The sequence below is a fragment of the Roseomonas alba genome, assembly GCF_019430885.1.
GTDB lineage: Bacteria > Pseudomonadota > Alphaproteobacteria > Acetobacterales > Acetobacteraceae > Neoroseomonas > Neoroseomonas alba.
In genome coordinates, this window is the sequence record NZ_JAHYBZ010000015.1 from 18,366 (window position 1) to 45,317 (window position 26,952).

The following is a 26,952-nucleotide window of genomic DNA, read 5'->3' on the forward strand; positions in this document are numbered from 1 at the left end:
GCGGTGCCGTAACTCAAGCTCGGAGAGCTACATGGATTCCGACAACACCATCATGATGTTTCACGCAGGGAGGTTCTCGACGGAGGCCGCACCGCCCTGGTTGGTCGCCATCCGAGAACGGCGCTGCAAGGGCATGGACTGGAACAAAGCGACCCTGGCGGTCCTTGGCTACACCGCCGCGCACGTCACCATCGGCGACGACATGTTCCCGCTTGGGGAAATGCGCGCCTATCCCACGCCCGGTGGCGGGCGTTACGTCGAGCTCGGTGAGGGCGAGACCAGCTTTGCCGAGATCTGGGTGGCGGAGGCGACGGACTGGCTGCCGTTCAACAGCGCCTACGTCGAGCCGTTTCTGCTCACGCGCGCCACCCTTTATCAGGCCGACCGAACCGAGCGCCTCGGCAATGCCCTCATCGCATTCGGCAGGCATGGCGAGGGGCGGCACATCGACCGCGATACTGGTGATTCGCAAATCGACCATCGGGAGGATTGGGAGAGGGAGAAGCGCCAGCGCGCCCAGCAGCGGGCACTCATCGCCGCGCACACCAGCCAGAACGCCTGAGAGGAGGCAAAGCACCATGGCCAAACGCAGCAAGCGCCACGTCCCGACCCTCGAGGAACTGTCCAAGCCCTCGCGCTGGCGTCTCCAGCATGGTGGGTTCAGCGAGCCCGTTCGCGACGCCGATCCCGACACCGGAACACCCGTGCAGCATCGTCGCGCGGTGGACTCCATCGCCGCCATGCTCGGCAACGGCACCATCACCCCGGAGATGCACGAGGCCGGCGCGATGTTCCGCACGCAGTTTCGTGCGGCAGCGCTGGATGGTATGCGCACTACGCAGTTGCTCCGCATCCCGGCAGCCTCGGGCGACACGATGACCGAGCGCCAGGTCTCCGCACGGCAGCGAGTGCTGTCGGCGCTGGATGCCCTGGGCGGGCTGCACAGCCCGGGCGGCTCCGCCGTCTGGCACGTGCTCGGGCTCGAATGCTCGATCCGCGAATGGGGATCGCAGCAGGGTTGGCAGGGGCGCCCCATCGCGCCAGCCCAGGCGCAGGGCATGTTCACCGCCGCGCTGGCGGTGCTGGCCATGCACTACGGACTGGTGCCGCGACCGCGCATGGCGGCGTGACGAAAGACGGTGCGATGCGCTCATGCGAAAGATCAAGAGGCAGCGCATGAGTGCATTGCGCCGTGGAATCTGCGGCGTGTAGAGTCGCAGCACGTCGAGCAGCCGAGCCTCTCCCGATGTCGAGGCCATGGTTCCTTCCGGGCGATGTCGTATGCGGGGGGCCATCGCGCGCAAGGTCGCTAGTGGTAGGGGATAATCGAGGTTGCCAAGGCGTGAGGATCGTCGCGTAAGCGATTCATGAGACTCAATTTTGATTCGATGCCAGGTGCAAACTGATTGCCAGGCCAAAGCGATGACAGGAGATGCACTTGCCAGAGCGCATCATCTCTGCCCGCGACGTCGCCCGTCGCCTCGGACTGTCGCACACCGCGATCCAGAAGGCTGAGCACGTCGGGCGCATCCGTCGTGAGGCGGATGGGTCCTGGGATGTTGAGCGTGTTCGCCGCGATCTGACCGCATCGGCCGTGCCTGGTCGCTCGCCCCTGGCGACGGCAGGTGATGACACGCCGCTGGGCCGGCTGACGCTGGCGCGGCTCGCCCTCGGCGTCGAGGCGCAGCGCCTGGCCATAGATGAGAAGAAGGGCCGCCTCATGGACGTCACCGCCGCCAACCACCGCGTCGATGAAGTGGCCGCCGGCATGCGCGATGCCGTGCTGAACTGGCCCGCGCGTGTGGCGGGGCAGATCGCCGCCGAGATCGGCCGCGATCCGCATCTCGTGCAGACCATCCTGCAGGAGCAGATGAACGCGTTGCTGCTGGAGGTCGCTGATCGGCTGGATCCGCCGGCGTCATCGGATCTCGACCCGCGCGCGTGATGCGCGGGCCGCATCGACTTCCCAGCGGCGGGAAGTCGATCGGAGCAAAGACGCGCCGGTGAGGCGCGCCACGCGCCAATCATTGATCATGATGTAATCGAACGCCTCCGATCATCGAAATTCGATAAGCGCGAGATGCGCTTGGCTCACGCGCGACACAGCGCGAATGGTCCGTCACACGCAGAGCGGCCCGCCCTGCACCACGGCGGAGACGACCATGGTCGACCGCACCGCCCGCGCCGCCCGCAACCAGGAACGCAGCCTGGCCGCCTTCCTCGTGAAGAAGGCCGAATTCGACGCCCTCCTCGCGGAATTCACCCAGGCCAGCGAGGACCATTTCGGCGCGAATCCCGAGACGGTGCTCTGGGGCGAAGCAGCTTGGCTTTCGGATGCCAGCGCGAAGCTGAAGGACATCGCGGACCAGCATTTCCGCCGCGGCGAATACGCTTGCTGAAGCGGGCCACTCCCGCACCGCCCCGACCGGCAGCGCCGGCGGGGCTCCCGGCAGTAGGGGCCGATGACCGGCACCCGGAACCGGAGGCCACCACGATGACCAAACTTTCCGACAGCCAGCGCGTGATCCTCAGCGCCGCCGCGCAGCACGAGATGGGCCTCGCCCGCGCGCCGAAGAACCTCCCGGCCGCAGCCCGCAACGCGGTGTTCCGCAGCCTGATCAAGAACAACCTGCTCACCGAGATCAACGCCCCGCGCGAGCATGTCGGGCTGGGTTGGCGGCAGGATGACGACGGCACCTGGATCGTGGCGCGCATCACCGACGAGGGGCTGCGCGCCATCGGCATCGATCCGAACGAGGATGACGCGGTGGCTGCCGCGCCGGTTGCCGACACGGCGCCCACGGGCGGGGAGGACGACGCGGAGGGAGACACCCCCGCGGAAGAAGCCGAACCCTCCGACGCCGCGCCCACGACCGCCCCGCGCGCCAGCCTGCGCGACGCCGCCATTGCGGTGCTGGCCGCCTGGGACGACGAGGCCAGCCGCGAGAACGACATCATCGCAGCCCTCGACGGCCCGATGAGCGCCCTGCGCCACGCCCTGGCAGGCAAGCCGCCGCGCGCGCCGCGCGAGCTCGGAGCCCCGCGCAAGCCGCGCGAGGGGACGAAGCAGGAGGCGGTGCTGGCCCTGCTGCGGCGCGACAAGGGTGCGACCATTGCGCAGATCTGCGAGGCGACGGGCTGGCAGCAGCACACCGTCCGCGGGTTCTTCGCGGGCCTGAAGAAGCGCCAGGGGATCGAGGTGAATGCGCTGGAACGCATCCGACAGGTCGGCCCGAATAAGGAAGGCGCGCGCGGGAGCTACACGATCTACAAGGTAGCGGGCTGAGCCGCGCGCGATTGGATCAGGGCTCGCGTCGCGCCTGTAGCGAGCCCTGATGATGCGCGACCGCGGCGATGCCCTCCATAATCATCAGCGCGCAGATCGCGCGCCCTCCGGCTGACGCCAGCAATGGGGAGGGGGGATCGAATCTCTGGCACTTTGGGGGAGCCATCCGCGAGAGGGGACACGCAGGGATTTTTCATTCCCAAAAAGGGGCTTCCGGGATGCAGCGGTTCTGGCCGGCCGATGCGGTCGAGCGTCGTCCGGTGGCGTCGCTGCTGCCCTACGCCCGCAATGCGCGGACCCACAGCGCGGATCAGGTGGCGCAGATCGCTGCCGCCATCCGCGAATGGGGCTGGACCGTGCCGGTGCTGGTGGACGAGGCGGGCCAGTAGATTGCCGGCCATGGCCGCGTGCTCGCCGCCAAGGCCCTGGGCCTGCTGGACGTGTCGGCCATGGTCGCGCGTGGCTGGTCGGAGGCCGACAGGCGCGAGCGCCGTGCCGCGCCGCGCCGCGGTCGGACAACCGCGATACATAGGCGACCATCGGCGCAACTAGGCCCCATTGCCGAACAGCCCGATGTCGAACCCGATCCCCGTCAGCGCGATCGCTTTTCCCGATAGGGCGAGCGTGAGTCCGCTGACGATCGCCGCGCCGCCGAGCATCGCGACGGCGCGCTGCCAGAACCGCACGGCGAGCATGCCGCAGATCACTCCGCCCAGGCCGGAGCCGAGACAGGCCAGCGACGACGCGAGCGAGGGCAGCGGCTTTCCGGAGCCGAGGGTCTCCGTGATCGGCACCAGGCCGATCACCAACGTCAGCGGTGTGCGGGCCGTAAGCGCCAGCATCGTCACAGCGGTGAAGGCAATGGTTCATGATTGTCGGGTTTCAACGCTCTCGCCCATGGCGGAATCCGGCATCACTTTCTTCCTAATTGGGGAAGTCTCGACGCGTGGTGGGCATTCGTCAGTGGCCGGCGGTTGAACGTCACCCTAGCAATGGCTCGGTTTCAGAGTGCCTCGATCAGAAATTCTCGGAGAACAGCGGCTTCGTTGTGCTGTTTGTCGCGCGCTGCAAAGAGTAGCGTCACGTGTCCTTTGCCGAGCAACTTGCGGATCGGGGCGATGGCCTCGTCGTTGCCTCGCAACTCAGCGCGGTATCGCCTGCGGAACGCGTCCCAGCGCACCAGATCATGGTTGAACCACCGGCGCAGCGCCGTACTGGGCGCGACGTCGCGGCACCAGAGGTCGAGCGCCGCGCGTGCCTTGCTGACGCCGCGTGGCCAGAGCCGGTCCACCAGCACACGCGCGCCGTCATCCGGCGCGGCCTCATCGTAGATGCGCTTCAGCCTGACTACCTGGCGCGCCATTCCACCCACGCTGCGCGGCCCCGAAGCCATCGCCGCCTGCCCTGTGGCTGCCGCTGTCACAACCTCACCTGGTCGGACATGAGCATGATCTCCGTGCGATCGCGGATGCCTTTCACGCCGGGAACCTGTTCGGCAAGCACGCGCAGCGCACGCTGCACCGCAGGGCCTGGCGTGAATCCGAAGAATTCGACGATCCCGTCATGGACCTCGACATGGGTGTAGAAGGGATCGGCCCAGTCCTCGCGCCGCATGGCCGCGAGAATGGCGGAACGAATGCGTGTGTCGGGCAGGTCCGCCGGTTCCGTCTCCCGGCTGATCACAGCGGGCAGCAGGTCCGAGCGGGTGACCACGCCCTGCAACCGGTCGCCCACGGTCACCAGGACACGCCGAAGCCCCTTCCGTTCAAGCGTCGCGGCGATCTCGGAGGCCGGCGCATCGGGCGGGACGGTGACGATGTCTGTCGCCATCACCTCCTCGGCAACGAAGCCATGGATACGCGCGTACCGATCGGCCGACCTGACCGGATCGGTGAACAGCCAGCGCAGCCAGGAGCGGTGTTCCGGCGCGGAGGCGGACAGTCTTGCCGTGAGGTCCGCCAAGCTGACCAGGCCGAGCAGCCTGCCATCGGCCCGCGTTACGGGCACGGCCGAGATCCCGCGGTAGGCAAGCAACTGCACGATTCCCATGACGGGCATGTCGGGAGGTATCGTGATCACAGCGCGGGTCATCAGGTCGCGAGCCGTCGGTTCCGTCATGGTCCTTCTCCCTGCCCTGCCCAGAATGCGCGGGCCGCCCCGCAGCGGTGCCTTGACCCACGGCCCGGACCTGGGCGGCTGCGGTGGAGCCTGCTCCCGCGATTTCATCCCGACAATTGAGTTTTAATGACTATTGAATGCGGATAAGTTGCACTGAGAGGCGCCCATGGATACCGAACTGGTCCGCACCTTCCTCGCCATCGTCTCCAGCGGCAGCTTCGTGCGTGCGGCGGACCGCCTGCATGTCAGCCAGACGACGGTGAGCGCACGCATCCGCACGCTGGAGGACCAGCTCCGCCGTCGCCTGTTCATCCGCAACAAGGCTGGCGCCAGCCTGACCCCGGCCGGCGAGCAGTTCCTGCACCATGCGCCGGCGCTGATTCAGCTGTGGGAACGCGCGCGGCACCAGGTCGCGATACCGGAGGGGCGGCGCGCCGTCCTCGGCATTGGCGCCGAACACAGCCTGTGGGACCCGCTGCTGCTGCGCTGGCTGCTGTGGATGCGCCGTGCGCTGCCCGATGTGGCGCTGCGCGCGCATGTCGGCCTGCCCGAAACGGTGGTCGAGCAGGTGGCCGGCGGCATCATCGATATCGGCGTGGTCTATGCGCCGCGCCATCGCCCCGGGCTGCGGATCGAATTGCTGATGGAGGAACGGCTGGTGATGGTCCGTACCCCCGGCGGGACCGGGCAAGGACCGAAGGAATACGTCCAGGTGGAGTGGGGTCCCGACCTCGCCCTGCATTATTCGACGGCCGGGGCAGCCTATGGCGATCCCGGCCTGGTCGTGGATCTCGGGCCGCTGGGGCTCGGCTACATCCTCGAGGCCGGCGGGACCGGGTATTTCCGTCTGGGCGCGGCGCGGCCGCATCTGGAGAGCGGGCGTCTCGAACTGGTGCCCGATACGCCTGAATTCCTCTACCCGGGCTATGCCGTCTTCAGCGAGAACAGCGGCGAGCCGGGATTGATCGAGGCGGCGCTCAATGGCCTGCGCCAATTGGCGCGGAGCCTGCCGGGCACGGCGTCGGCCGACCAGGCCCCCCGCCGCCGCACCCCACAAAGCAGGAAAGCAGCATTGAAAGGTCAATGAATCGCGTTTGTCGTGCCAGCCCTGCGCGACCAGTATCGACGCTGCCGCCAGGCGATCGGCGGCCATGGTCGATCAGGGGCGCGGGCCGGAATGCGTGACGGAACCACATTGATTGAACGCATGGCGGCCCTTGCCGGCCGCGGAGAACCGCACGCCCTCGCCATCGTGGTCGAGGCGGTGGGCTCCACCTCCGCCCATGCTGGCGACAAGGCGCTGATCGACGCGGCGGGCGCCGTCATCGCCGGCTGGGTCGGCGGCGGATGTGCCGAAGGCACCGTTCGACACGCCGCGCTGGACTGCCTGGCCGATGGTAAGCCACGGCTGATCGGACTTGACCTGGATGACGAGGTGCTCGGCGTCGGCATGCCCTGCGGGGGCGCGATGCGGGTCTTCGTCGAGCCCTTCCTGCCGCCACCATGTTTGTGGATCGTCGGGCATGGGCGGGTGGTGGAAAGTCTCAGCCGCCTCGGGGTGGAACTGGGCCTCCATGTCATCGTCAGCGACACGCCGGCGCCCGAAGTGGCGCGCTATCCGGGCACGGTGGAACTGATCGGCGACGACGACGACTTCGCGCGCCTGCGGCCGAACCATGGGGATGCCGTGGTGATCGCGACCCAGCACAAGGGGGACCACCTCTCCGCGGTGCGCGCCCTGCGATCGCCGGCCGGCTATGTCGCCATCATCGCCAGCCGCAAGCGCGCCGGGCTGATGCGCGACTTCCTGCGCGACGAAGGCTTCAGCGCCGACGAACTGGCGCGCCTGCGTGCCCCGGCCGGGCTCGACATCGGGGCTCGCACGCCGGAGGAGATCGCCTTGTCGATCGCCGGCGAGATCGTCATGCGCCGGCGCGGCGGCCACGGCGGACCGCGCCGCGACGCCACCATGGCGCCAGCCATGGCAGAGGCACCTTAAGGGACGGCAGGATGACACAGCGCCCCGGCATCGCTTCACCCGAGGAAGACCCGAATGTGGAGATCCTGTGCGCCTCGCCGCCCTGCTTCATGCATGAGCTGGATCCGGCGTGGCTGGGGCTTCTCTCCTGGGAACAGATTCGGGCCTGGCGCAGGGCCGAGCGCGCTGCACTGATCGCACGCCGGCTCGCGGTGCCCGTGGCGGCGCGGCTGGAACGCGACGATGCGATCACCGTTCATGTGCGCGCGGCGGTGCCGGACCTCGCGCGGCGCCATGTCGGCTTCTACTGGCCGTTCAAGGGCGAGTACGACCCGCGTCCCCTCGCGCGTGCCCTTCACCGGGAAGGGGCCCGGCTGGCGCTGCCGGTGGTCGCCACGAAAGGGCGGCCGCTGATCTTCCGCGCATGGCGGCCCGGCACCCGCATGATGCCGGGGGTGTGGAATATTCCCATCCCCGCCGAGGGCGAGGAGGTCACACCCGACACGTTGCTGGTCCCGCTGGTCGGGTTCGATGCGCGAGGCTACCGGCTCGGCTATGGCGGTGGGTATTACGACCGCACGCTCGCCACCATGGCGCCACGGCCGCTTGCCATCGGCATCGGCTTCGAGATTGGGCGCCTCGCGACCATCCATCCGCAGCCACACGACGTGCGGATGGATCTGACGGTGACCGAGGCAAGGGCGACAGGCATCGGCGCGAGCAGCGGACCGGCGGAGCCGACACCATGACAGTCGCCCCGATGACCGAGGCGCGGCGAGCGGCACTCGCCGACACGATCCTGGCCTCTGCCGGGGATGCCATCCTCTATTGCGACCGCGACGGGCTGATCCGCTTCTGGAATCCGGGCGCCGAGCGGATCTTCGGATTCTCCGCCGAGGAGGCGCTCGGGCGGTCCCTCGACATGATCATCCCGGAAGCGCAGCGCGCGCGGCATTGGCACGGCTTCCAGCGCGTCATGGCCAGCGGGCACACCCATTACGCGGAAGGCGACCTGCTCGCCGTGCCGGCGCTGCGCCAGGACGGCCGACGCATCTCGGTCGAGTTCACCATCATGCCGATGCGGGGACCCGATGGGCGGATGGACGGCATGGCGGCCGTGATGCGCGACGTGACCGAGCGCTTCGAGGCGCTGCGCGACGCCCGCCGGCACCTGAAGGAAGCGCAGAAAGCCGACGAGCAACCCTGACGCGCTCCGGCCATGGCGCCGGAGGGCGGCATTCACGGAGCGCTGCTCTGTCCATCCCGACGTCCGGGATTCACGCCGCGATGTGGTGAGCGGCCTGGCCGGATGCCGTCTCCGGTCGCGGCCCTCACCCTCGCTTGCCGTCCGGTCGGGCGAGCAGCAGCACCGGCGCATAGACCACAAGGTACAGCACGAAGGCGGCAACCCAGAGCGCCCCGGCGACCATCAGCGACGCCAAGGCCCCGCCGGTGAGCGGCGGGCCGAAGCCGCGCATCAAGGCGGCGAGCGCGATCAGCACATAGGCCGCGGCGGTGGCCGGGGCGGCGACCAGGTCGCGTCCCGTGTGGCCCAGCGCCGCCCTGGTCATCACCGCCACGATCATCAGCGCGAGCGCGCCGGCGCCCTGCAGGTGCAGCCAGTTCATCGCCCACTGAGCGCCCGACAGCAGGAACACCGCCTTCGTGGCCAGCGACAGGGGCACGAAGGCATAGGCCAGATGCAGCACCCAGACGATCGGCTGGCGGAGCGTCCGCAATCCGTGCCAGCGCGAGAGCCGTAGCCCGACCAGGACAGCCGCCAGAGCCGCGACGGCGCCGGCCACCAGGCTGTCCGGCAGGACAAGGTCGGTCAGCAGCACGCCCAGCAGCGACAGCACGGCGCCGCGATCCACGCCCGGCAGCGGCTTCGGCTCGGCTGGCCTGCCGGTCTTGCGCAGGGCATTCAGCGTGAAGGATGGGATGATGCGCCCACCGATCAGCCCGACCAGGGCCAGCGCGGCATTGGCCGCCAGGAGTTGCCCCAGCCGCCAGGTATCCGCGGCCCACCAGCCCGCGGCCCCACCCAGCATCAGGAGGTCGCCGCTCCAGAACAGAAGCACGATGAGAGGCGGGCCGAACAATCTCGGCTGGCCGGCCTTCACGAGGGATGGCAGCAGCAGGAGCAGGAGCATCGGCAAGCCCGCCAGCGCGATCGCGGCCGCCACGCTTATCGAAAGCGGCGAGCCCGGCAGCAAGGCGAGACGCCCGGCAAGCACGACCATCAACAGGAGTGCCAACGGAGCGCCGGCATGGCCGCGCCGCCCGGTCCAGTTCGGCACGGCCGTCAGCAGGAAGCCGACCATCGCGGCACCAACGAAGCCGGTCAGCATCTCATGGCCATGCCATCGGACGAGCGGAAGTGGCCCGTCGGGGACCGGCACCCCGGCCAGGGCGCATGCCCAAAGTGCCACGCCCAGCAAGGCCCAGAGCCCCGCCAGCAGGAAGAAGGGACGAAAGCCCTGAGCCAAGGGCGCGAAGCGGGACGCGGGGTGCCGACCGGTGACGGAACCCGCGCCACGGCCGAGCCGGTTCGATGCTGCACTCATGGGCAGGCCTGCCTTCAGGACAACCGGGCGCGGATGGTGTCGCCCGGCGACGATTGATCAGATGAAAGGCAGCACCACCATGACGCCCACGAAGTTCCACACCAGCATGTTCACGAGCGAGCGGAGCATGGTGCGGCTGTCGGGATCGGCGACGTGGAGGGCGTCGCTGACGAGGTCGCCTGGGAGGAGGAACAGACGGAGCGGTGTCATGAGGCCCCTTAAGGTCTATGTGTAATCCATCTTATGGGCGCGCGGATCTTGAAAAGCAATATATAATATGTATCTTTAATCCATGCGTCTGACCGTCCTGACTGACTACTCTCTCCGCATGCTAATCCACCTGGCGGTGAAGCCGGGCGGAAGGGCGACCATCGCCGAGGTGGCGGCCGCCTATGGCATCTCGGAGGCGCATCTGATGAAGGTCGCGCATCTGCTGGGGCAGTCGGGCCATGTGAACACCGTGCGCGGCCGCGGCGGCGGGCTCGCACTGGGGCGGCCCGCAACCGAGATCACGGTCGGCGAGGTGGTGCGGCAGATGGAACCGGATATGGCGCTCGTACCGTGCCTGGCGGGCGGCTCCTGCGCCATCGTGCCGGCCTGTCGCCTGAAGCGGACGATGCATGAAGCGCGCGCAGCCTTCCTTGCGGTGCTGGACGCGACAACGGTCGCTGACCTCGCGCAATCGGAAGGCCATTTGCAAGAACTGCTGGGCATCGCGGCATGAACGGGCGCACACGGTCGACATTGCGCAGGGGGCGTTGCGTGATGCTAAACGCGATCCAGGCATGAGGATGCATCGATGATTGCTTCACTCAGCATTCCTGAGCGTCAGGTCGGGCTGATGCTCACGATCGGCGTGGCGATACTGGGCCTCGTCATGCTGGGAGCCGCCAAGGAAGGGCCCATGGCGGTGCATGGGGCGATGGCGCTGTTGCTCGGTATCGTGCTTGCCTTTGCGCTCATCGGTTCGCTGTTCGAGCCGGATGCGCCAGGCGGGCGAGCGGCGCGCTACTACGACGAACCGACCCGCTTCGGGCTCATGTTGACGCTCATCTGGGGCGTGGTTGCGATGAGCGTCGGCGTGTGGGTCGCGGCCCTGCTCTATTGGCCGGAAGCGACGCCGCTCTGGCCCGCTACCAGCTTCGGCCGATTACGGCCGGTGCACACCACCGGCGTGATATTTGGCTTCGGCGGCAACGCGCTTATCGCCACCTCGCTGCATGTTCTTCAACGCACGTCGCGGGCGCGTCTGGCGGACTCCGTATCGCCGTGGTTCGTGCTGATCGGGTACAATCTATTCTGCGTCTGGGCGGTGACCGGCTATCTGATGGGCAGCACGCAGTCCAAGGAATACGCCGAAGCCGAGTGGTATGCGGACATCTGGCTCGTGGTGGTCTGGGTCACCTATCTGGTGCTCTATCTCCGCACGCTCGCGCGTCGCAACGAACCGCACATCTACGTCGCGAACTGGTACTATTTAGCCTTCATCCTGGTGGTGGCGATGCTGCATGTCGTCAACAACATCGCGCTGCCCGTCAGCTTCGCAGGCGCGCGGAGCTTCCCTGTCTGGTCCGGCGTACAGGACGCCATGGTGCAGTGGTGGTATGGGCACAACGCTGTGGCGTTCTTCCTGACCGCAGGCTTTCTCGGGATGCTCTATTACTTCCTACCGGTGCGCGCCGAGCGGCCGATCTGGTCGTACCGGCTGTCCATCGTCAGCTTCTGGGGCATTGTCTTCTTCTACGTCTGGGTTGGTTCACACCATCTCCATTACACAGCCCTGCCCTATTGGGTGCAGACGCTGGGCATGACGTTTTCCGTCATGCTGCTCGTGCCCTCCTGGGCCTCGGCGGGCAATGCGATCGCGACCTTGAACGGCGCCTGGCACAAGGTGCGCGATGACGCGACGCTGCGCTTCATGTTCGTCGCAGCAGTGTTCTACGGACTCTCGACTTTCGAGGGCTCGTTCCTGGCGATCCGTCCTGTCAATTCTCTTTCCCACTACACGGATTGGACGGTCGGGCATGTGCATTCCGGCACGCTGGGCTGGGTGGCGATGATCATCTTCGGCGCCATCTACACGCTGGTGCCGCAGCTGTCCGGACGGGCGACGATGGCCTGGCCGAAGGCGATCGAATGGCACTTCTGGCTCTCGATCGCAGGCACGCTCATCTATGTCGTCTCGATGTGGAATGCCGGCATTACCCAAGGATTGATGTGGCGGACCTACGACGCCAATGGTGGTCTCGCCTACAGCTTCCTGGAATCGGTGATGGCGATGGCTCCCTATTATCTGCTGCGTACGATCGGCGGGGCGCTGTTTCTCGCCGGCACTGTCCTGTGCGCCCTTAACGTCCGCGCGACGATGATCGCGACCCCCGTGGGAGCCGGCGCAACGGACCGCCCGCTTCTCCCCCAGCCGGCGGAGTGATGCGATGCTGAGGCTGCATTACAATCTCGAACGCGTCTCGATGGGCCTGGTCGCGGCCATCATCGTCGCTGCCTCAATCGGCGGGCTGGTGGAGATCGCGCCACTGTTCACCATCGACGAGACGGTCGAGGTGCCGGCCGACCTGCGCCCGCACACGCCGCTCGAACTTGCCGGGCGCGAGATCTACATCCGCGAGGGCTGCTACGCCTGCCACAGCCAGATGATCCGATCCCTGGCCGATGAAATCGACCGCTACGGCCACTATTCTCTCGCCTCGGAATCGGCCTACGACCATCCGATGCTCTGGGGGTCGAAGCGCACCGGCCCGGATCTGGCGCGGGTGGGCGAGAAGTACTCGGACGTCTGGCATGCCGCGCATCTTGTGAATCCGCGAGCCGTCGTACCGGCCTCCATCATGCCAGCCTATCCGTGGCTGGCGGCCACGCCGCTCAATATCTCGACCCTTTCGGCGCAGTTGGCGACGCTCGCGCGGCTTGGCGTCCCTTATTCGCCGGAGAGGATCGCCAACGCCGCCGCGGACGCGTTGGCGCAGGCGCGCCCCGACAGCGCGGACGGAGCGGGCTTCGTGGCGCGCTATGGCGATCGCGTGGCCGTCCGCCCATTCGGCGGCGACCTGGCGCGACTGACGGAAATGGATGCTGTCATCGCCTACCTGCAATCTCTCGGCCGGCTCACCACGGCGCCCTACGTTCCACAGTAGCCAGGGGAGACCGCAATGGCGCACGACACGTTGGTGTTCATCGCCAAGACCTTTGGCCTGATCTGGATGATGGGGTTCTTCGCCGTCGTCGTGGTGCTGGCCTATCGGCCAAGCCGCAAGGCGGCGCATGAGCGGATCGGGCGTTCGATCCTCATCGACAGCGGCAGACCGGAACACGTCCCGTGACCGCCGACCAGCATCACGGCGCCGAGGTCGATCCCGCCACAGGCTACGAGACGACCGGCCATGACTGGAATGGCATCCGGGAACTCAACACGCCCTTTCCGCGGATCGTCATCTGGGCGCTGGCGCTGACCTTCCTGTATTCGGTGATCGCCTGGATCCTTCTGCCGGCCTGGCCGATCGGGCGCGATTTCACGCGCGGTGTCCTCGGTCTCGACCAGCGACAGGTCGCAATGCAGGGCTATGTGGCGTTGGAGCGGGGCCGCGATGATTGGATGGCGCCGTTTGCGGCAGGCAATCTCGATGCGCTCGCTGCCGACCCGGCATTGATGGCGCGCGCGATGCCCGCGGCGCAGCGGCTCTTTGCCGACAATTGCGCCGCCTGCCACGGAACCCACGGCACGGGAGGCCCCGGCTTTCCTGACCTGACCGATGTCAACTGGCTGTGGGGTGGCTCGCCGGACACGATCGCCGAGACGCTGCGCGTCGGCATCAACAGCTCGCATCCCGACACCCGTGTCTCCCAGATGCCTGCCTTTGGCCGCGACGGCATCCTGTCACGCGAGGCGGTGCAGGCCGTTGCCGACTACGTGCTCGCGCTGCCGGGCAGCGCGGCCGACCCACAAAGCGCCGGCGCGCAGGTATTCGCGGAGAACTGCGTCGCCTGCCATGGGGAGAACGGAAGCGGCGGCCTCGGGACCGGTGCGCCATCGCTCGTCGGCGCCCGCTGGATCTACGGTGGCGACAGGGCTAAAATCCTCGCCACGATCCATGGCGGCCGGCAGGGGGTGATGCCGTCCTGGGCAGGCCGGCTGAGCGCGGCCGAGATCAACCTCCTCGCGGTCTACGTCGCCCGTCTCGGTGCAAACAACCAGCACGCGGAGGCACCATGATCCGTCCGCGTGCGCAGAAGCATCTCGCCATCCTGACCGCCGCGATCGTCATAGGCCTGATCCTGGCGGCAAATGCCCATCTCGTCACGGTGGCCGTCACGTCAATGCCCGACTGCGTGCAGCCGTCGCCCGGCAAGGCGCCGGCGCGCTCCGTCTGCTGAAAGGAGGCCCGATGCTGCGGCCGTTGCCGACCCTCAATCCGCCCCGGCGCCCGCCCTTGGCATTCGCGCGGCACCTTCCGGCAAGCGCGGCGTTCGGCTGGCTGGCGGCAGGCTGGGCGGACTACCGAGCGGCGCCAGGACCGAGCCTAGCCTACGGGCTGTTCCTGCTGACGCTGTCGCTGGCCCTGCTCGCGGTGCTCCATGCGGTCGGGCTGCTCTATCTCGCGCTTCCGGCGATTGCCGGCTTCCTGATCGTGGGGCCGTTTCTGGCGCTCGGGCTCTATGCAAAGAGCAGCGCCCGCATGAAAGGTGACGCACTCAGCCTGCGCGGGATGGTCTTGGTACGTCCGGCATCCGGCGCGCAGATCGCCTATGCGGGGCTGATGCTCGGCCTGCTGGTGCTGTTCTGGCTTCGCGCGGCCGACCTACTTTACGCGTTGTTCTTTGGGCTCGCGCCGTTTCCAGGGGCGGTGGAGGCATTTGGAAACGTCCTGGCTACACCACAGGGCTGGGCCTTGATCGGCGTCGGAAGCGCGGTTGGCGGGCTTTTCGCCGCCTTCGCTTTCGCCATTAGCCTGTTCTCGATTCCGATGATGTTGGCCGAGCGCCGGGATGCGCTGACCGCCATGGGCATGAGCTTCGCGATGACGGTCCAGAACCTGAGGCCGGCCCTCGCATGGGGTGCGATCGTCGCCGCTGGCTTGGCGTTGTCGGCTGCGACGGGACTGCTCGCGCTCATCATCGTGTTTCCGGTGCTTGGGTACGGCACGTGGCACGCCTGGTGTGCGATTGGCGCCGGGAATGCCCGGTCGTGACCTCGTTCGGCCTGATGCCGATGTCGATCGGCTTCGGTCTTGTGGGCCATGGCGCTTCTTTTGAGCGCTGGAGCACGGCCCGGTCGACGATGCGGAAATCACCGCATCGCGGATCCTGTTCACCGAGACGCATTCAGACCGCCCGCCTCACCCCAAAGGACACCACCATGGATAATTGGCTGCCAACGCTCATGACGGCGACACCGACGGAGGGCTTTGAACTTGCGATCAAGCTCTCCCGCATGACCATCAAATCCACGCAACCCGACGCAGCTGTGCGCGACCGGCTGCGTCCAGACTATGCCGAGGACGCGGGCTCGTTGATTGCTGTCTCGCAGGTCGTGGCGACGAACTTCGCGACCATTGCGGCCGCCAATGGCCACTGGCGTGGGTCATGACGCGCGCCGTTCGCATTGATGGTGAGGACTTCGTCGTTGATGCAAACGATCTCGCCACCGCATTTGGCATGGGCGCGGCCGAAGTTTTCGGCAAATTGCAGGCGGGCCTCCTGACGAGCCGATGCGAGAAGGGCATCGGCGAACATGCCGGGCGCCATCGCCTGATTTTTTCGCACGAGGGGCGCGTCCTGCGGCTAACGGTGGACGCTGACGGCGCTATCCTTTCCCGCGTGACGCATGCACCCCCGCCGCCCGACCGCCGATGCGAGAAGGCCGGGTCCTAGGCCAGAGGCGGCCGATGTGACGAGTGGTACCGGAGCACTGCCATCACGCCCCTTTGGGGCGGAACGCCGCGCAGATCGCGGGGTTGGTCTCCAGCCGCGGCCCCCCGATCAGGTCGATGCAGTAAGGTATGGCGGGGAAGACCGCATCAAGGCATTCGGCAATGGCAGAAGGTTTGCCTGGCAGGTTGACGATCAGGCTGCGCCCGCGCGTGCCGGCAGTCTGACGGGACAAGATCGCGGTCGGCACGGCACGGAGCGAAACGGCGCGCATCCGTTCGCCGAAGCCTGGCAGCATCCGGTCGCAGACGGCCTCCGTCGCGTCCGGCGTCACGTCACGCGGGGCAGGCCCGGTGCCGCCGGTGGTGACGATCAGTGCACAGGATTCGACGTCGACCAGCGTGACCAGCGCCGCCTCGATCAGCGGCTGCTCATCCGGCACCATGCGGCGAACCGCAATCCAGGGCGTGGCAAGGATGCGCGCCAGCGCGGCTTCGATGCCTGGGCCGCCCTCATCCCGATAGATACCGCGGAAGGCGCGGTCGCTCACGGTGACCACGCCGACCGGCACCATCGCGTTCATGCGCCGAAGCGCGGGAACAGCACGTTGTTCTCGAGGTGGATGTGCTGCGTCAGGTCCTCGGCGAAATGCGCGGTGCCGGCATAGAGGGCGCGCCAGGAATTGCAGGCGTCCTCGGGCGGCTCGTGGGCGTGCGTGATCGCCGCGAGCTGGCGCAGGCGGGCGCCGTGGTCGTCGTGCTCGTCGCGCATCAACGCCATCGCGATCGTCGGCCCGTGGCCGACGCGCAGCATGGGGAACAGACCCTGCTCCTCCTTCTGCATGTGCTCCCCCATCTCCCATTCGATCCGCGTGAGCAGGTCGGCCAGGCCGCGCGGCACGTCGGGGTGGTCGCGGTGCACGGCCTCGACCCGGCGCGCGAGGCGGACCAGCTCAGGAACCTGTGCGCGGTGCACCAAGTGGTAGCGGGCGATGATGTGGTCGATCAGCGCGCCGGTCTCCTCTGGCGCCTCGGGCGCGCCTGGGGCGAGCGCGGCGAGCTCGGCCTCGATGGCGGTCAATGCCTCGGGCGCGACAGCATCAACTAATCGTACCGCGCCGCCGCAGCAGAAATCCAGGCTGCGGCGTCGGAAGACAGCGGTGGCGCCGGGCAGGGCAGCGGCAATCTCGCCGATCTGGCGGGTGGCGAAGCCGGGGGCGGTGGCGGCACTCATGCGGGGGACTCCTGTCTGGTCCGTTGTGGCAGGGGAAGCGGGATCAGCCCCACTTCGAGACTGGCGGCGATGCGGCGCGCGCGTTCCATCAGGGGTGCGGCGCCGGCCGGCGGCAGGCACGCCGCGGAGGCTTCCTCGAACAGCGCCAGCCAGCGGGCGAATTGCGCGGTGCCGAGGCCGAGATGCGCATGCACCTGCATCGGCTGGCCATGATGGGTGCCGGTCATCAGCGCGACCGAGGACCAGAACCGCGTGAGGCGGGCGATATGCGCGCCCAATCTGCCACGCCGGCGAAGGCTGCACCGAGCAGAGGGTCCAGTCTCGCCGCGCCATAGAACATCCGCTGGAAGACTGCGAGGGTCGCCGTGTCGAGGCCGGTCGCGGCGCGCAGACATTGGCTGAGGGCGGCGCGGCGTGAGGGGGTCTCGGGGTGCGCGGTCAATGTGGTGTCTCCGATACCAATTAAGATCGGGCGGAATTGTGGTATCGTCAATGCCAATATTCGCAGACCCTGCCGACGACGCAGAGCCCTGAGGGACGGAGCCTACGTCCATGATCTGGTCGAAGAGGCTGTTGCTCCTGCCGCTCCTGCTGTTCGAGCCGGAATGGCGCGCGCTGACCGGGCGGGCAGCGCTCGGGCGCGTGTTCTGGGTTTATGGCGTATTGGTCAGCGCTGGCTTGGCGCTGCTGTTCCTGCTGGCGCGGGAGGCCGGGCGCGCCGATCTGCAGCAGATCCTGCTCATCCTCTTTCTCGCCTACACCACCGCGATCCTGGTCGCGGTGTGGCGGTGCGCCGAGTATGCGGCCGCACCATGGGGCATCATCGCGCGCGCGCTCACCGTGGCCTGGGCGCTCAACACGCTGCTGCTGCTGCTGTTTCTCCAGATTGAGCTGATCGAGCTATGGGCGGGAGGCAGCGCATCATGACCACACTCACGCATGCGACGCCGACGAGCTCAGCCTTCGGCACCCTGGTCGCGGAGACGGCGCGCGATCTGTTCCCCGGGTATTTCGCGCTGGTCATGGCAACAGGCGTCGTCTCGATCGCCTGCCACCTGCTCGGCCTGCGGCTGATCGCCTTGCCGCTCGTGGGCATCGCCTGGGCGGCTTATCTGGTGCTCTGGGGACTGACGCTCGCGCGGCTCGTGTTGTTCCCGCGCCGCATCGTCGAAGACCTGTCGAACCACCAGCGCGCGCCCGGCTTCTTCACCGTGGTCGCGGGCACCTGCGTGCTCGGCACGCAGACAGCGGTCGTCGCCGGTGCGGAGGGTGTCGCTGCTTGGCTCTGGTATCTCGGCGTCGGGTTGTGGTTCGTGGTGATGTACGCCTTCTTGACCGCGGTCACGATCCGCGCACGCAAGCCCACGCTGTCGGTCGGCATCAACGGCGCCTGGCTGATCGCGGCGGTCGCGACGCAATCCGTCGTGGTGCTGAAGGGCACGCTGGGTGCCGCCGCGCCACCACCGCCCGAGGTGCAATTCCTCTGCCTCGCCTTCTTCATGATCGGCTGCATGCTCTACCTCGCGATCATCCCGCTGATCTTCTATCGCCTCACCTTCATACGGCTCAGCGCGGTGGATTTCGGCCCGCCCTACTGGATCAACATGGGCGCGGTGGCGATCACCACGCTGGCAGGCTCGATTCTGCTGCTGCGCAGCGCCAGTTGGCCGCTGTTGGCGGATTTCGTACCCTTCCTACGCGGCTTCACGCTGTTCTTCTGGGCGGCGGCGACCTGGTGGATACCCTTCCTCATCGCGCTCACGCTCTGGCGTTACCTGGTGCGGCGGGAACCGCTGCGCTACGAGCCGACCCTGTGGGGAATGGTCTTCCCGCTCGGCATGTACACGACCGGCACGCTGCAATTGTCGCGCGCGCTGGACCTGCCCTTCCTGGCGGCGGTGCCGGCCGTTTTCATCTACCTCGCGCTCCTCGCCTGGGGGCTGACCTTTCTGGGCCTGCTGGGGCGGATCGGCGGCACGCTGCTGCGGGCGAACCGGCGGGCGTGACATGGTGCGCGGAAAGAGGTTTTTTACCTCCAATTCAAGGATCTGGAATGCGCCTGCTCGCCTCCACCGACTTCGCGCTACGCGTCCTGCTGACCCTGGGGGAGGCCCCGGCGCGCCGGCGCTCGACCGAGGAACTGGCAGTCGGCATCGGCGTGCCGCGCAACCACGTGCAGAAGATCGTGCAGGACCTGGCCGCGGCAGGGCTGGTGCGGACCCAGCGCGGCGCGGGCGGCGGCGTGGTGTTGGCCCGCCCACCGGAGGCGATTCGCATTGGCGAGGTGGTGCGTCGGCTCGAGGCGGACCAGGCGCTGGTGGAATGCTTCCGCGCCGATGGCGGGGCCTGTTGTTTCTCGCCGAGTTGCCGGCTGGCGGGCGTGCTGGGGCGAGCGCAGGACCGTTTCATGGCTTTCCTGGATGCGACGACGCTGGAAGACTGTTTGGGCGTCTCACCACATATAGTGGCTGAATAGGTGTGATTAATACCATATAATGGACCATACCGAGTCGCGCTCCTCGCGGCCGGAGTGGAAGGTTGCCCATGGACGGCTTGCTCGCTGGCGCGCATTGGCGTCGCAAAGGCTTCCCTTTGGCCGGTGCCGGCTTCGGCGAGGCACCTCTACCTGCCCGTACCGTCGACCCTGGCATGGGGCTGGCCGTGGCGCGTCGTACCGTCTTCCGCCCGGAAGATGCGGAGGATTTCGGCCGCGTCGCTGACCGCGTCGCCGCCGGCAACATGGCGTTGCTTGGCGCGCGCGCGGATGCCGCAGAACAGGCGCGGCTGCGCAACGCCATCGCCACCGGCGCGCTGATCACGTCCGGGCGCCACCTCCAGCATGGCGATGCGGCGCAGCCGGGCCGCAACATGGAGGTGTTCACCAACTGCGCGACGGCCATCACCTCCTTCGCGCTGTTCTACTTGCTGCTGAATGGCAGCGGCGTCGGCCGCGCCTATGACGACGAGTTGGTCGCGATTGACTGGGGCCAGGCACCGCGCCTCCTGCTGCACCTCTCCCCGGACCATCCGAACTTTCCCGATTCGCGCGCTGAGATTCATCACTTCGGTGCGGAGTTCGGCCTGCTGCCTTGGGGCACCACGCTCGCCGCGATGGGCGAGGCGCAGGAAGCCGACATCCGCGGCTATGTCACCCGAGAGATCCTGCGCGACGCAACCGCGGCGCCGGCCGGCGCCATGCGCCACAACATCGCCGACAGCCGCGAAGGCTGGGGAAAGGCGGTGGAGCTGCTCGAGAGCCTGGCCTTCGCCGGTGCGGCCGGCCGCACATTGCTACTGGATTTCTCGGCCATCCGCCCCTGCGGCGCGCCGATCGCCGGCATGCAGGGACGCCCGGCCTCCGGCCCGCTTTCCCTGCTGCGTGCCTTCCTCAACCTGCGCCAGCGTGTGATCGAGCCGGCACGTCACCGCAGCCCTGCCGACGAGGCGCCGGCGCCCTGGGAGCAGGCGCTGCTGGTGGACCACCACCTCTCGGTCGAGGTGCAGGTGGGCGGCGCGCGCCGCGCCGCGCGCATGGCGACCAAGTCCTGGCGCGATCCGGGCATCTTCCGCTTCATCCGCCTGAAGGCCGAAGGTGGGCTCTGGACGGCCAACAACTCAGTCATGGTGGATGCGACGTTCTGGGAAGGTGTAAGCGCCGCGCGCGCCGGCAGCGACGCACCGCTCGACCGCCATGCGCTGGCGGTCTTCGAGGAAGCCACCGCCTGTGGCTACATCAATGGCGAACCCGGTTTCATCAACGGTGATCGTCTGGAAGACCTCCGCACGGGCACCGCCTGGGCCAAGCCGGTGCATGAGGACGGGCGCGACGTGCGCTCCGCCCGCTACGCTGCCGACCATGCAGTGCCCCTGCTGGCCGAACTCGCGCGCCGCGCGGCGCAGGCGCGCTTCCCGGCCACCACCAATCCGTGCGGGGAGATCACGCTGCATGTAACCGGCGGCTATTGCGTGATCGCGGATTTCGCGCCGCTGCTCGCCTGCCCGAACGATCTCACGGCGATGGTGCCGGGCGAGGTGCCGGAAGATATCGCGGCTGACTGGGATGCCCGGGCCGAGGACAGCGTGCGTCTGGGCGTGCGCTTCCTGATGCGCGCGAATCTGATGGATGCCCTCTACGCCGATGAGGTTAGACGCACGAACCGCATGGGCATCGGGCCCACGGGCCTGCACGAATGGGCCTGGATGCGCTGGGGCTTTGGCTTCGAGGACCTGCTGGACAAGGAGCGGAGCGCCCCTTTCTGGGAGACACTCGCGCACCTGTCCGAGGCGGCGAAACAGGAAGGCATTGCCTACGCCGCGGAACTCGGCCTGCCGGCGCCCTTCACCATCACCACGGTCAAACCGGCCGGCACCACCAGCAAGCTGTTCGGCCTGACCGAGGGCGCGCATCTGCCGGCGCGCCGCCAGTATCTGCGCTGGGTGCAGTTCAAGGGCGTGAAGAGCGAGGCCGGCTGGGCGCGCGACGCCGACCCGCTGTTGGGCGATTACGAGGCGCGCGGCTATCCGGTGCGCAGCCTGCAGAGCTTCCCGGGCATGTCGATCGTCGGCTTCCCGACCCTGCCGCTGATCCAGCGCCTCGGCATCGGCGACCGCCTCGTCACCGCGCCGCAGGCAAGCCCGACGCAGCAATACCGCTGGCTCGGCCTGCTTGAACGCCACTGGATCGGCGCCGAGCGCGGCAACCAGGTGAGCTACACGCTGAAGATCTTCACAGACCGGTACGACCTCGATGCGTTCCGCGACCTGGTGCTGCGCCACCAGCCGGAGATCCGCTGCTGTGCCATCCTGCCTAGCCGCCCTGATAGCGAGCTTGGCTACGAATATCTGCCGGAAGAGGAGGTGCCCGCCGCTCGCTTCGCGGCGATCGTGGACGGCATCGAGGATTCTGCGCTGCACGAGGCGGTGGACATGGCGCACCTCGCCTGCGCATCGGGGGTGTGTCCGCTTTGATTGCCCCCGGTGGGTGCCGCTCGGGTTCGGCCGAGCGACGCGCACCGGTTCAGCCGCGCCGCGGTCGGCACGACGGGCACGCGACCCTCAACGGCCGAATCATCGTCACCGAGGTGCCTGACGAGCCCATGTCTGCCGGGCCGTCGCTGGAGAGCCTGGCCGGTGCGGTGCAGGTCATCGCCGAGCGAGTCGACATTGACAAGGTTGAGGCCAAAACACTGATCCGGCAGCCGCGCTCGCCCGCCCCGCCAGGCATACTAACCGGCCGAAAGCCTGACTCTGGGGCTTGAGCCGAGGCGGGCCGGCGTGATTCATCGGCAGGCATGGCATCGAGAGGTCGCCATGCCCGCCCTGCTGATCCGCGATGATGTCGAGCCTGTTGAGCTGCTTCGGCTGGCCAAGGTCGAACGTGACACGCGGGTTGCCCGGCGGCTGCTGGCCATCCCTGGTGCTGGCGACCAAAGAGGTCTCGCTGCTCGCTGGGCCGGCATGGGCGATGCACTGGCCGCATCTGCAGGGCGCCGGCGCATTGGCGTTGATGATCCTGGCGGTGATGACGCGGGCCGCGCTCGGCTATACCGGGCGGGATATGGTGGCCGCACCGGCGATCGCGACGGCCTATGTGCTGCTGCCACTCGCCGCATTGGCGCGCCTTCGGGCACTCCCTGACCGAGGACGCGCTGCTGCCGCTGGCGGCGGCAGTGACGCTGTGGCTTGCGACCTTCATCCTGTTCCTCGCCGTCTATGCGCCGATGCTGATGCGCTCACGACCTGACGGCAAACCCGGATGATGGCTGGGACGGCATGGCCGATGCGGGGCGAGGCCCACCAGGCAGGAAACCTGCACTCAATCGGCAATGAATCTCGCTTGATCGCGATTGGCCTGCGGATCAGCCTGCGCATGCCGACGCCGCAGTGGAGCGCCGCGACGATCGGCTAGAGAAACCGGCCAGGCCGGGGTGCCGCATCCGGCCTGATGACAAGCCTTGAAGGAGGCGACCAATATCCCGAAGGCTTTCGCTCCATCCGCTGTATTTTCACCGAAGGCGCGGAGCGCCGGCCACGCGGCCGTCACGCTTCGGCGCACCACAACCCGATGAGGTCCTTCCATGTCACGCCCGATCCAAGCACTGGCCGCCATGCTGCTTCTCTCCGTCGCGCCCGCCATGGCGCAGGAAGCCGCCGGCAACGCTGAGGCGGGCCAGAGGGTCTTCAACCAATGCCGGGCCTGCCACACGATCAATAGTGGCGGGCGGGCCATGGTCGGACCCAACCTGTTCGGGATCGTCGGCCGCAGGGCGGGTTCCTTCGAAGGTTTCCGGTATTCCCGGCCGATGCACGAGAAGCACGAGCAGAATTTCGTCTGGAGCGAAGACAACCTGCGCGCCTACATCCGGGATCCTAAAGCTGTCGTGCCGGGTGGCTCCATGTCCTTCCCGGGCCTGCGCAACGACCAACAGATGAACGACTTGATCGCCTATCTGCAGGCACAGCGCTGATTTCCCGCCGTCGGCAGCCACCTCGCGCAGGGTTGCCTGTGCGGGATGGCACTGCAGGCGCCCTCAGTCGCTTGCCTCCATCGCGCCGAGCCGAGCAATGCGGGCGATGGCGCGGTCCGCGTGGGATTGCAGCCGCAGCAGCACGTCTTCCGCCCCTGCCGCGTCGGCGGCCGCGAGGTAGAGTTCGGCAGCCCGTTCGGCGAGTTGCCGCGCTGCCTTGAGGCTCGGTTCATCCGGCATGGCCGCCGCGAGCGGGCCGGGCGATGCTATTTGAGTCCCGACTTCCGCAGCCATGGTCGTGGCCTCGGCCGCGAGGCGCCGCAGCTCCGCCGCCCATCGTGCGAGGGATGGAATTTCGACCAGCGCGGCGAGGCGTGCGGCCAGTTCCTGTTCGATCTCCGCCGCACTGACGGCTTCCGGCTGCGGCGATTGGGCGTGCCCGGCCCGGGCCGCATGAAAGGCGCGCCGACGCTCGCGTCGAAAGATCGCGGCGTGCCGCAGTTCCTCCTTCGCGATCGCCTCCGCGGCCTGGCGGACGGACCGATCCTCGGCCTGTGCCGCAATGTAGGTCCACAGGAGGAACGCGCGTTCCTCATTGCGGACTGCCAAGGACAGCGCCCGGTAGGCGGAGGCGAGCTGCGAGGAGGCAATGCTGCGTGCCTCTTCCTCGTCCACGGATTCTGACGGCCGCCAGCGAAGCCACTTCGCGTCGGGCGCCGTTCCCGTCGCTTCCCGGGACCAGCGCTCGATCGCGTCGGCGTGATGAGCTTCCTCGGCCATCAGGTGCTCGAAGACCGCTGCGACGTCGGGCAGGCCGAGGGCGCGCATTTTCTGAGCGAGCTCGGCGTATTGGGTGGCGGCTTCCGTCTCGAGCGTCATCGCGACTGCGAAGAGCTCAGCGAGTGAGCGTACCGGTCCGGGTGGTTCGACCTTCAACAACGACATCGCGGGCTTCCTTCCTCCGGTCATTCCGAGCATGCTTGATGCAGGTTCTCGGAAAATTCGCATTCCCCATACCAATTTCCCCTGGACGGCTCGGTAGCAAGGTGTATGAGGGGGCTGGTCGTGCATACTGCGGTCAGAAGAAGATCTCTTCATCCTTATCATGCCAGTCATGGCGCTGGGGATAAAAGATGTCGATAGTGTCTCGAATAGATCTTTTCCGTTCCGGCGGCCGTCTTCTATTATGCATTGGCGCTCTATTGGCGCTACTTGTCGCCCCAGCTTCCGCGGCACGTCTCGCCGAATTCCTTTCGGGCGTAGCGCCTTCCGAGATCTTTCCTGGTGCTGACCGCATTGGTTCGCCCGAAGGTGAGCCGCCACTGGCGCCCGCTTATGCCGGCAGCAGGTTGCTCGGCCATGTCTATCTCAATACCGATGTCACCGACGCCACCGGCTATTCCGGCAAGCCGATCCAGTTGCTGGTGGCGATTGATACCGAAGGTGTGATCCGCGGCATCCGGCTGCGGGAGCACAAGGAGCCGATCGTGCTGATCGGCATTCCCGAACAGCGCATCGTGGCGGCGATGAACCGCCTGGTCGGCGCCGCCATGGCGCCGGTCGCGCGCGGGGAGGCGCGTGCGCCCGAGACCGATATCGTCAGCGGCGCGACGGTCACCGTGTTGGTGATGGCCGACAGCGTCGTCCGCTCCGCCGTCCGCCTGATCCGTGCTGGGCGCATCGGTGACGTCGCGCCGCAGGCGGCGACAACCGCCGCGCCCGCAACCCTCGCCCCCGGCCCGGGGGAGGTACGGGACTGGGAGAGCCTGCTCGGCGACGGATCCGTGCGGCGCCTGCATCTCTCGATCGGCGAGGTAAATGAGGCCTATGAGCGCAGCGGCAATGCTCGCGCCGCCGCCAATCCTGAACCCGGCGATCCCGACGACACCTTCATCGAGCTCTTCACCGCGCTGGTGAGCGCGCCGACCATTGGCCGCAGCCTGCTGGGCGACGAGGGCTATGAGCGCCTGGCGCACCACCTCGCGCCCGGGCAGCCGGCCATCCTGGTGGCCGGGCATGGTGTCTATTCGTTCAAGGGCTCCGGCTACGTGCGCGGCGGCATCTTCGACCGGATCGAAGTGGTCCAGGACGGCCGTCCGCTGCGCTTTCGCGATCGCGACCACCGGCGCCTGGGTGACATAGCCGCCGAAGGCGCGCCCCGCCTGCCCGAGATCGCGCTGTTCACCGTGCCGACCGATGCCGGGCTCAATCCCACGGAGCCGTGGAGCCTGCAGTTGCTCGTGCAGCGCGCCATCGGTGCGCGGGAGAAGGCATTCCTCAGCTTCGAACTCGGCTACGCCTTGCCCGAGTCCTACATGCTCCGGCCCGCCGTCGTTGCCGCGCCGGCGCCGGCCGCGGCGCCCGTGGTCGCGGCGCCCGCCGTCGAGCGCGATCTCACCGAGGTGCCCCTGTGGGAGCGCATCTGGCAAGCCAAGACCTGGGACATCGCCATCACCGCGATCGCGTTGATGATCCTGACCGGCATCTTCTTCTTCCAGGACCAGCTTGTGCGCCGGCCTGTCCTGTATCGCTGGGTGCGCTACGCCTTTCTCACCTGGACGCTGGTCTGGCTCGGCTGGTACGCGAACGCGCAGCTCTCGGTGGTGAACGTGCTGACCTTCGTCAACGCGCTCGTCACCGGGTTTCGCTGGGAATACTTCCTGGCCGCGCCGCTGATCTTCATCCTCTGGTGCGGCGTGGCGGCGGCGCTGATCTTCTGGGGCCGGGGCGTCTTCTGCGGCTGGCTGTGCCCCTTCGGAGCGTTGCAGGAACTGCTCGCCGCCGTCGCGCAGAAGCTTCGCGTGCCGCAGCTCAGGCTGCCATGGGGCCTGCATGAGCGGCTGTGGCCGATCAAGTACGTCATCTTCCTGGCGCTGCTCGGCATCTCGCTGCATTCGGTCGCCATCGCCGAGCAGATCGCGGAGGTCGAGCCGTTCAAGACCACCATCATCCTGAAGTTCATGCGGGAATGGCCTTTCGTGCTCTATGCCGGAGGGCTGCTCGCCGCAGGGCTCTTCGTCGAGCGCTTCTTCTGCCGCTACCTCTGCCCGCTGGGCGCGGCGCTCGCGATCCCGGGGCGGATGCGCACCTTCGAATGGCTGAAGCGCTGGCGCGAATGCGGCAATCCCTGCCATCGCTGCGCCCATGAATGTCCGGTGCAGAGCATCCATCCCGAGGGCAACATCAATCCCAACGAGTGCATCTACTGCATGCACTGCCAGGAACTTTACCGGGCCGAGGACCGCTGCCCGCATAACATTCAGATCCGCCTCAAGCGCGAGAAGCAAGTCGCGATGAGCGCGGTGCCGCTGCCGGGAGCTAAGGCTCCGAAGACTGTCATTACTCGGAACGGGAAGCCCCAGGACGGCGCACAGGGCGCTTCGTCCACGGCGCCCGCGCCGTGATCAGGAGGAGAATCAC

At 67.6% G+C, this 26,952-nt stretch carries 35 protein-coding genes and 1 pseudogene; 27 read left to right on the forward strand and 9 right to left on the reverse strand.

Annotation, left to right across the window (positions count from 1 at the left end; genetic code table 11):
• Positions 1–31 precede the first annotated feature (31 nt).
• From KPL78_RS28455 to KPL78_RS28480, 6 genes are all read left to right on the forward strand, one after another.
• Complete coding sequence (locus tag KPL78_RS28455) at positions 32–562, forward strand: hypothetical protein (protein WP_219766681.1); 531 nt, start codon at positions 32–34, stop codon at positions 560–562.
• Between the two features lie 16 nt (positions 563–578).
• On the forward strand, positions 579–1,130 hold the full coding sequence (locus KPL78_RS28460; protein WP_219766682.1) for a DUF6456 domain-containing protein: 552 nt from the start codon (positions 579–581) through the stop codon (positions 1,128–1,130).
• Positions 1,131–1,438: 308 nt separating this feature from the next.
• The gene (locus KPL78_RS28465) at positions 1,439–1,945 is read left to right on the forward strand and encodes a hypothetical protein (RefSeq protein WP_219766683.1); all 507 of its coding nucleotides are present in this window, start codon (positions 1,439–1,441) and stop codon (positions 1,943–1,945) included.
• A gap of 217 nt (positions 1,946–2,162) precedes the next feature.
• Positions 2,163–2,399: a hypothetical protein gene (locus tag KPL78_RS28470; RefSeq protein ID WP_255569547.1), complete on the forward strand. Its 237-nt coding sequence runs from the start codon at positions 2,163–2,165 to the stop codon at positions 2,397–2,399.
• 95 nt (positions 2,400–2,494) lie between these two features.
• Positions 2,495–3,286, forward strand: coding sequence for a DUF3489 domain-containing protein (locus KPL78_RS28475; RefSeq protein WP_219766685.1), 792 nt, complete (start codon positions 2,495–2,497; stop codon positions 3,284–3,286).
• A 218-nt stretch (positions 3,287–3,504) separates the two neighbouring features.
• Positions 3,505–3,675 carry a ParB N-terminal domain-containing protein gene (locus KPL78_RS28480; protein WP_219766686.1) on the forward strand — a complete coding sequence of 57 codons (171 nt, stop codon included), beginning with the start codon at positions 3,505–3,507 and terminating at the stop codon, positions 3,673–3,675.
• A gap of 159 nt (positions 3,676–3,834) precedes the next feature.
• On the opposite strand, the gene KPL78_RS28485 is transcribed toward KPL78_RS28480, so the two are convergent.
• The 3 genes from KPL78_RS28485 to KPL78_RS28495 all read right to left on the reverse strand — a co-directional run bounded on the left by KPL78_RS28485 (position 3,835) and on the right by KPL78_RS28495 (position 5,404).
• Positions 3,835–4,128, reverse strand: a complete 294-nt coding sequence (locus tag KPL78_RS28485; protein WP_219766687.1) for a hypothetical protein — start codon at positions 4,126–4,128, stop codon at positions 3,835–3,837.
• A gap of 161 nt (positions 4,129–4,289) precedes the next feature.
• Entirely contained in the window at positions 4,290–4,649 is a 360-nt protein-coding gene (locus KPL78_RS28490; protein WP_219766688.1) for a DUF488 domain-containing protein, read from the reverse strand.
• Positions 4,650–4,705: 56 nt separating this feature from the next.
• On the reverse strand, positions 4,706–5,404 hold the full coding sequence (locus KPL78_RS28495) for a CBS domain-containing protein (protein WP_255569548.1): 699 nt from the start codon (positions 5,402–5,404) through the stop codon (positions 4,706–4,708).
• Between the two features lie 166 nt (positions 5,405–5,570).
• Between KPL78_RS28495 and KPL78_RS28500 the strand changes: the two genes are divergently transcribed.
• From KPL78_RS28500 to KPL78_RS28515, 4 genes are all read left to right on the forward strand, one after another.
• Positions 5,571–6,491 carry a LysR family transcriptional regulator gene (locus tag KPL78_RS28500; RefSeq protein ID WP_219766690.1) on the forward strand — a complete coding sequence of 307 codons (921 nt, stop codon included), beginning with the start codon at positions 5,571–5,573 and terminating at the stop codon, positions 6,489–6,491.
• 120 nt (positions 6,492–6,611) lie between these two features.
• Positions 6,612–7,403 carry an XdhC family protein gene (locus KPL78_RS28505; protein ID WP_219766691.1) on the forward strand — a complete coding sequence of 264 codons (792 nt, stop codon included), beginning with the start codon at positions 6,612–6,614 and terminating at the stop codon, positions 7,401–7,403.
• An 11-nt stretch (positions 7,404–7,414) separates the two neighbouring features.
• Positions 7,415–8,131: a 5-formyltetrahydrofolate cyclo-ligase gene (locus tag KPL78_RS28510; protein WP_219766692.1), complete on the forward strand. Its 717-nt coding sequence runs from the start codon at positions 7,415–7,417 to the stop codon at positions 8,129–8,131.
• Positions 8,128–8,589 carry a PAS domain S-box protein gene (locus KPL78_RS28515; RefSeq protein ID WP_255569549.1) on the forward strand — a complete coding sequence of 154 codons (462 nt, stop codon included), beginning with the start codon at positions 8,128–8,130 and terminating at the stop codon, positions 8,587–8,589. The genes KPL78_RS28510 and KPL78_RS28515 overlap by 4 nt, the downstream gene beginning before the upstream one ends.
• A 124-nt stretch (positions 8,590–8,713) precedes the next feature.
• Here KPL78_RS28515 and KPL78_RS28520 read toward each other — a convergent pair whose 3' ends face one another.
• Positions 8,714–9,949 carry an NnrS family protein gene (locus KPL78_RS28520; RefSeq protein ID WP_219766693.1) on the reverse strand — a complete coding sequence of 412 codons (1,236 nt, stop codon included), beginning with the start codon at positions 9,947–9,949 and terminating at the stop codon, positions 8,714–8,716.
• Positions 9,950–10,006: 57 nt separating this feature from the next.
• The gene (locus tag KPL78_RS28525; RefSeq protein WP_188972908.1) at positions 10,007–10,159 is read right to left on the reverse strand and encodes a hypothetical protein; all 153 of its coding nucleotides are present in this window, start codon (positions 10,157–10,159) and stop codon (positions 10,007–10,009) included.
• An 82-nt stretch (positions 10,160–10,241) separates the two neighbouring features.
• Between KPL78_RS28525 and KPL78_RS28530 the strand changes: the two genes are divergently transcribed.
• From KPL78_RS28530 to KPL78_RS28570, 9 genes are all read left to right on the forward strand, one after another.
• A complete protein-coding gene (locus KPL78_RS28530; RefSeq protein WP_219766694.1) occupies positions 10,242–10,673 on the forward strand; it encodes an Rrf2 family transcriptional regulator in 432 nt (143 codons plus the stop codon).
• A gap of 75 nt (positions 10,674–10,748) precedes the next feature.
• A complete protein-coding gene (gene ccoN, locus KPL78_RS28535) occupies positions 10,749–12,380 on the forward strand; it encodes a cytochrome-c oxidase, cbb3-type subunit I (protein ID WP_255569550.1) in 1,632 nt (543 codons plus the stop codon).
• Between the two features lie 4 nt (positions 12,381–12,384).
• Positions 12,385–13,101, forward strand: a complete 717-nt coding sequence (gene ccoO / locus KPL78_RS28540; protein ID WP_219766695.1) for a cytochrome-c oxidase, cbb3-type subunit II — start codon at positions 12,385–12,387, stop codon at positions 13,099–13,101.
• Between the two features lie 15 nt (positions 13,102–13,116).
• On the forward strand, positions 13,117–13,287 hold the full coding sequence (locus KPL78_RS28545; protein ID WP_219766696.1) for a cbb3-type cytochrome oxidase subunit 3: 171 nt from the start codon (positions 13,117–13,119) through the stop codon (positions 13,285–13,287).
• Positions 13,284–14,177 carry a cytochrome-c oxidase, cbb3-type subunit III gene (gene ccoP / locus KPL78_RS28550; protein ID WP_219766697.1) on the forward strand — a complete coding sequence of 298 codons (894 nt, stop codon included), beginning with the start codon at positions 13,284–13,286 and terminating at the stop codon, positions 14,175–14,177. Before KPL78_RS28545 ends, ccoP begins: the two co-directional genes overlap by 4 nt.
• The gene (locus KPL78_RS28555; protein ID WP_219766698.1) at positions 14,174–14,338 is read left to right on the forward strand and encodes a hypothetical protein; all 165 of its coding nucleotides are present in this window, start codon (positions 14,174–14,176) and stop codon (positions 14,336–14,338) included. Before ccoP ends, KPL78_RS28555 begins: the two co-directional genes overlap by 4 nt.
• Before the next feature lie 11 nt (positions 14,339–14,349).
• Positions 14,350–15,153, forward strand: coding sequence for a DUF2189 domain-containing protein (locus tag KPL78_RS28560; RefSeq protein ID WP_219766699.1), 804 nt, complete (start codon positions 14,350–14,352; stop codon positions 15,151–15,153).
• Complete coding sequence (locus tag KPL78_RS28565; protein ID WP_369412892.1) at positions 15,150–15,551, forward strand: hexameric tyrosine-coordinated heme protein; 402 nt, start codon at positions 15,150–15,152, stop codon at positions 15,549–15,551. Before KPL78_RS28560 ends, KPL78_RS28565 begins: the two co-directional genes overlap by 4 nt.
• Complete coding sequence (locus KPL78_RS28570; RefSeq protein ID WP_219766700.1) at positions 15,548–15,835, forward strand: DUF6522 family protein; 288 nt, start codon at positions 15,548–15,550, stop codon at positions 15,833–15,835. Before KPL78_RS28565 ends, KPL78_RS28570 begins: the two co-directional genes overlap by 4 nt.
• Before the next feature lie 43 nt (positions 15,836–15,878).
• Here the strand turns inward: KPL78_RS28570 and mog are convergent, their stop codons facing one another.
• Genes mog through KPL78_RS28585 form a run of 3 tightly spaced genes read right to left on the reverse strand, consistent with a single transcriptional unit; the run spans position 15,879 to position 17,343 of the window.
• Entirely contained in the window at positions 15,879–16,415 is a 537-nt protein-coding gene (gene mog, locus KPL78_RS28575; RefSeq protein WP_219766701.1) for a molybdopterin adenylyltransferase, read from the reverse strand.
• On the reverse strand, positions 16,412–17,065 hold the full coding sequence (locus KPL78_RS28580) for a DUF542 domain-containing protein (protein WP_219766702.1): 654 nt from the start codon (positions 17,063–17,065) through the stop codon (positions 16,412–16,414). The genes mog and KPL78_RS28580 overlap by 4 nt, the downstream gene beginning before the upstream one ends.
• Positions 17,062–17,343, reverse strand: a complete 282-nt coding sequence (locus tag KPL78_RS28585; RefSeq protein WP_219766703.1) for a group III truncated hemoglobin — start codon at positions 17,341–17,343, stop codon at positions 17,062–17,064. The genes KPL78_RS28580 and KPL78_RS28585 overlap by 4 nt, the downstream gene beginning before the upstream one ends.
• Before the next feature lie 274 nt (positions 17,344–17,617).
• Between KPL78_RS28585 and KPL78_RS28590 the strand changes: the two genes are divergently transcribed.
• From KPL78_RS28590 to KPL78_RS28615, 7 genes and pseudogenes are all read left to right on the forward strand, one after another.
• Positions 17,618–17,992: a hypothetical protein gene (locus KPL78_RS28590; protein ID WP_219766704.1), complete on the forward strand. Its 375-nt coding sequence runs from the start codon at positions 17,618–17,620 to the stop codon at positions 17,990–17,992.
• The gene (locus tag KPL78_RS28595; RefSeq protein WP_219766705.1) at positions 17,989–19,071 is read left to right on the forward strand and encodes a tellurite resistance/C4-dicarboxylate transporter family protein; all 1,083 of its coding nucleotides are present in this window, start codon (positions 17,989–17,991) and stop codon (positions 19,069–19,071) included. Before KPL78_RS28590 ends, KPL78_RS28595 begins: the two co-directional genes overlap by 4 nt.
• A gap of 47 nt (positions 19,072–19,118) precedes the next feature.
• Complete coding sequence (locus KPL78_RS28600) at positions 19,119–19,541, forward strand: RrF2 family transcriptional regulator (RefSeq protein ID WP_219766706.1); 423 nt, start codon at positions 19,119–19,121, stop codon at positions 19,539–19,541.
• Positions 19,542–19,609: 68 nt separating this feature from the next.
• Entirely contained in the window at positions 19,610–22,033 is a 2,424-nt protein-coding gene (locus KPL78_RS28605; protein WP_219766707.1) for a recombinase, read from the forward strand.
• Positions 22,034–22,529: 496 nt separating this feature from the next.
• A pseudogene (locus KPL78_RS30955) lies at positions 22,530–22,640 on the forward strand (NnrS family protein); the annotation flags it as partial.
• A gap of 13 nt (positions 22,641–22,653) precedes the next feature.
• Positions 22,654–22,824, forward strand: a complete 171-nt coding sequence (locus KPL78_RS30590; RefSeq protein WP_255569551.1) for an NnrS family protein — start codon at positions 22,654–22,656, stop codon at positions 22,822–22,824.
• A 318-nt stretch (positions 22,825–23,142) separates the two neighbouring features.
• On the forward strand, positions 23,143–23,532 hold the full coding sequence (locus tag KPL78_RS28615) for a c-type cytochrome (protein ID WP_211863713.1): 390 nt from the start codon (positions 23,143–23,145) through the stop codon (positions 23,530–23,532).
• A 63-nt stretch (positions 23,533–23,595) separates the two neighbouring features.
• On the opposite strand, the gene KPL78_RS28620 is transcribed toward KPL78_RS28615, so the two are convergent.
• Entirely contained in the window at positions 23,596–24,477 is an 882-nt protein-coding gene (locus KPL78_RS28620) for a ferritin-like domain-containing protein (protein WP_219766709.1), read from the reverse strand.
• A 404-nt stretch (positions 24,478–24,881) separates the two neighbouring features.
• Here KPL78_RS28620 and KPL78_RS28625 point away from each other — a divergent pair, with 404 nt between their 5' ends.
• Positions 24,882–26,936 (forward strand): NosR/NirI family protein, encoded by a 2,055-nt coding sequence (locus KPL78_RS28625; RefSeq protein ID WP_219766710.1) that lies wholly within the window; start codon positions 24,882–24,884, stop codon positions 26,934–26,936.
• Positions 26,937–26,952 lie beyond the last annotated feature (16 nt).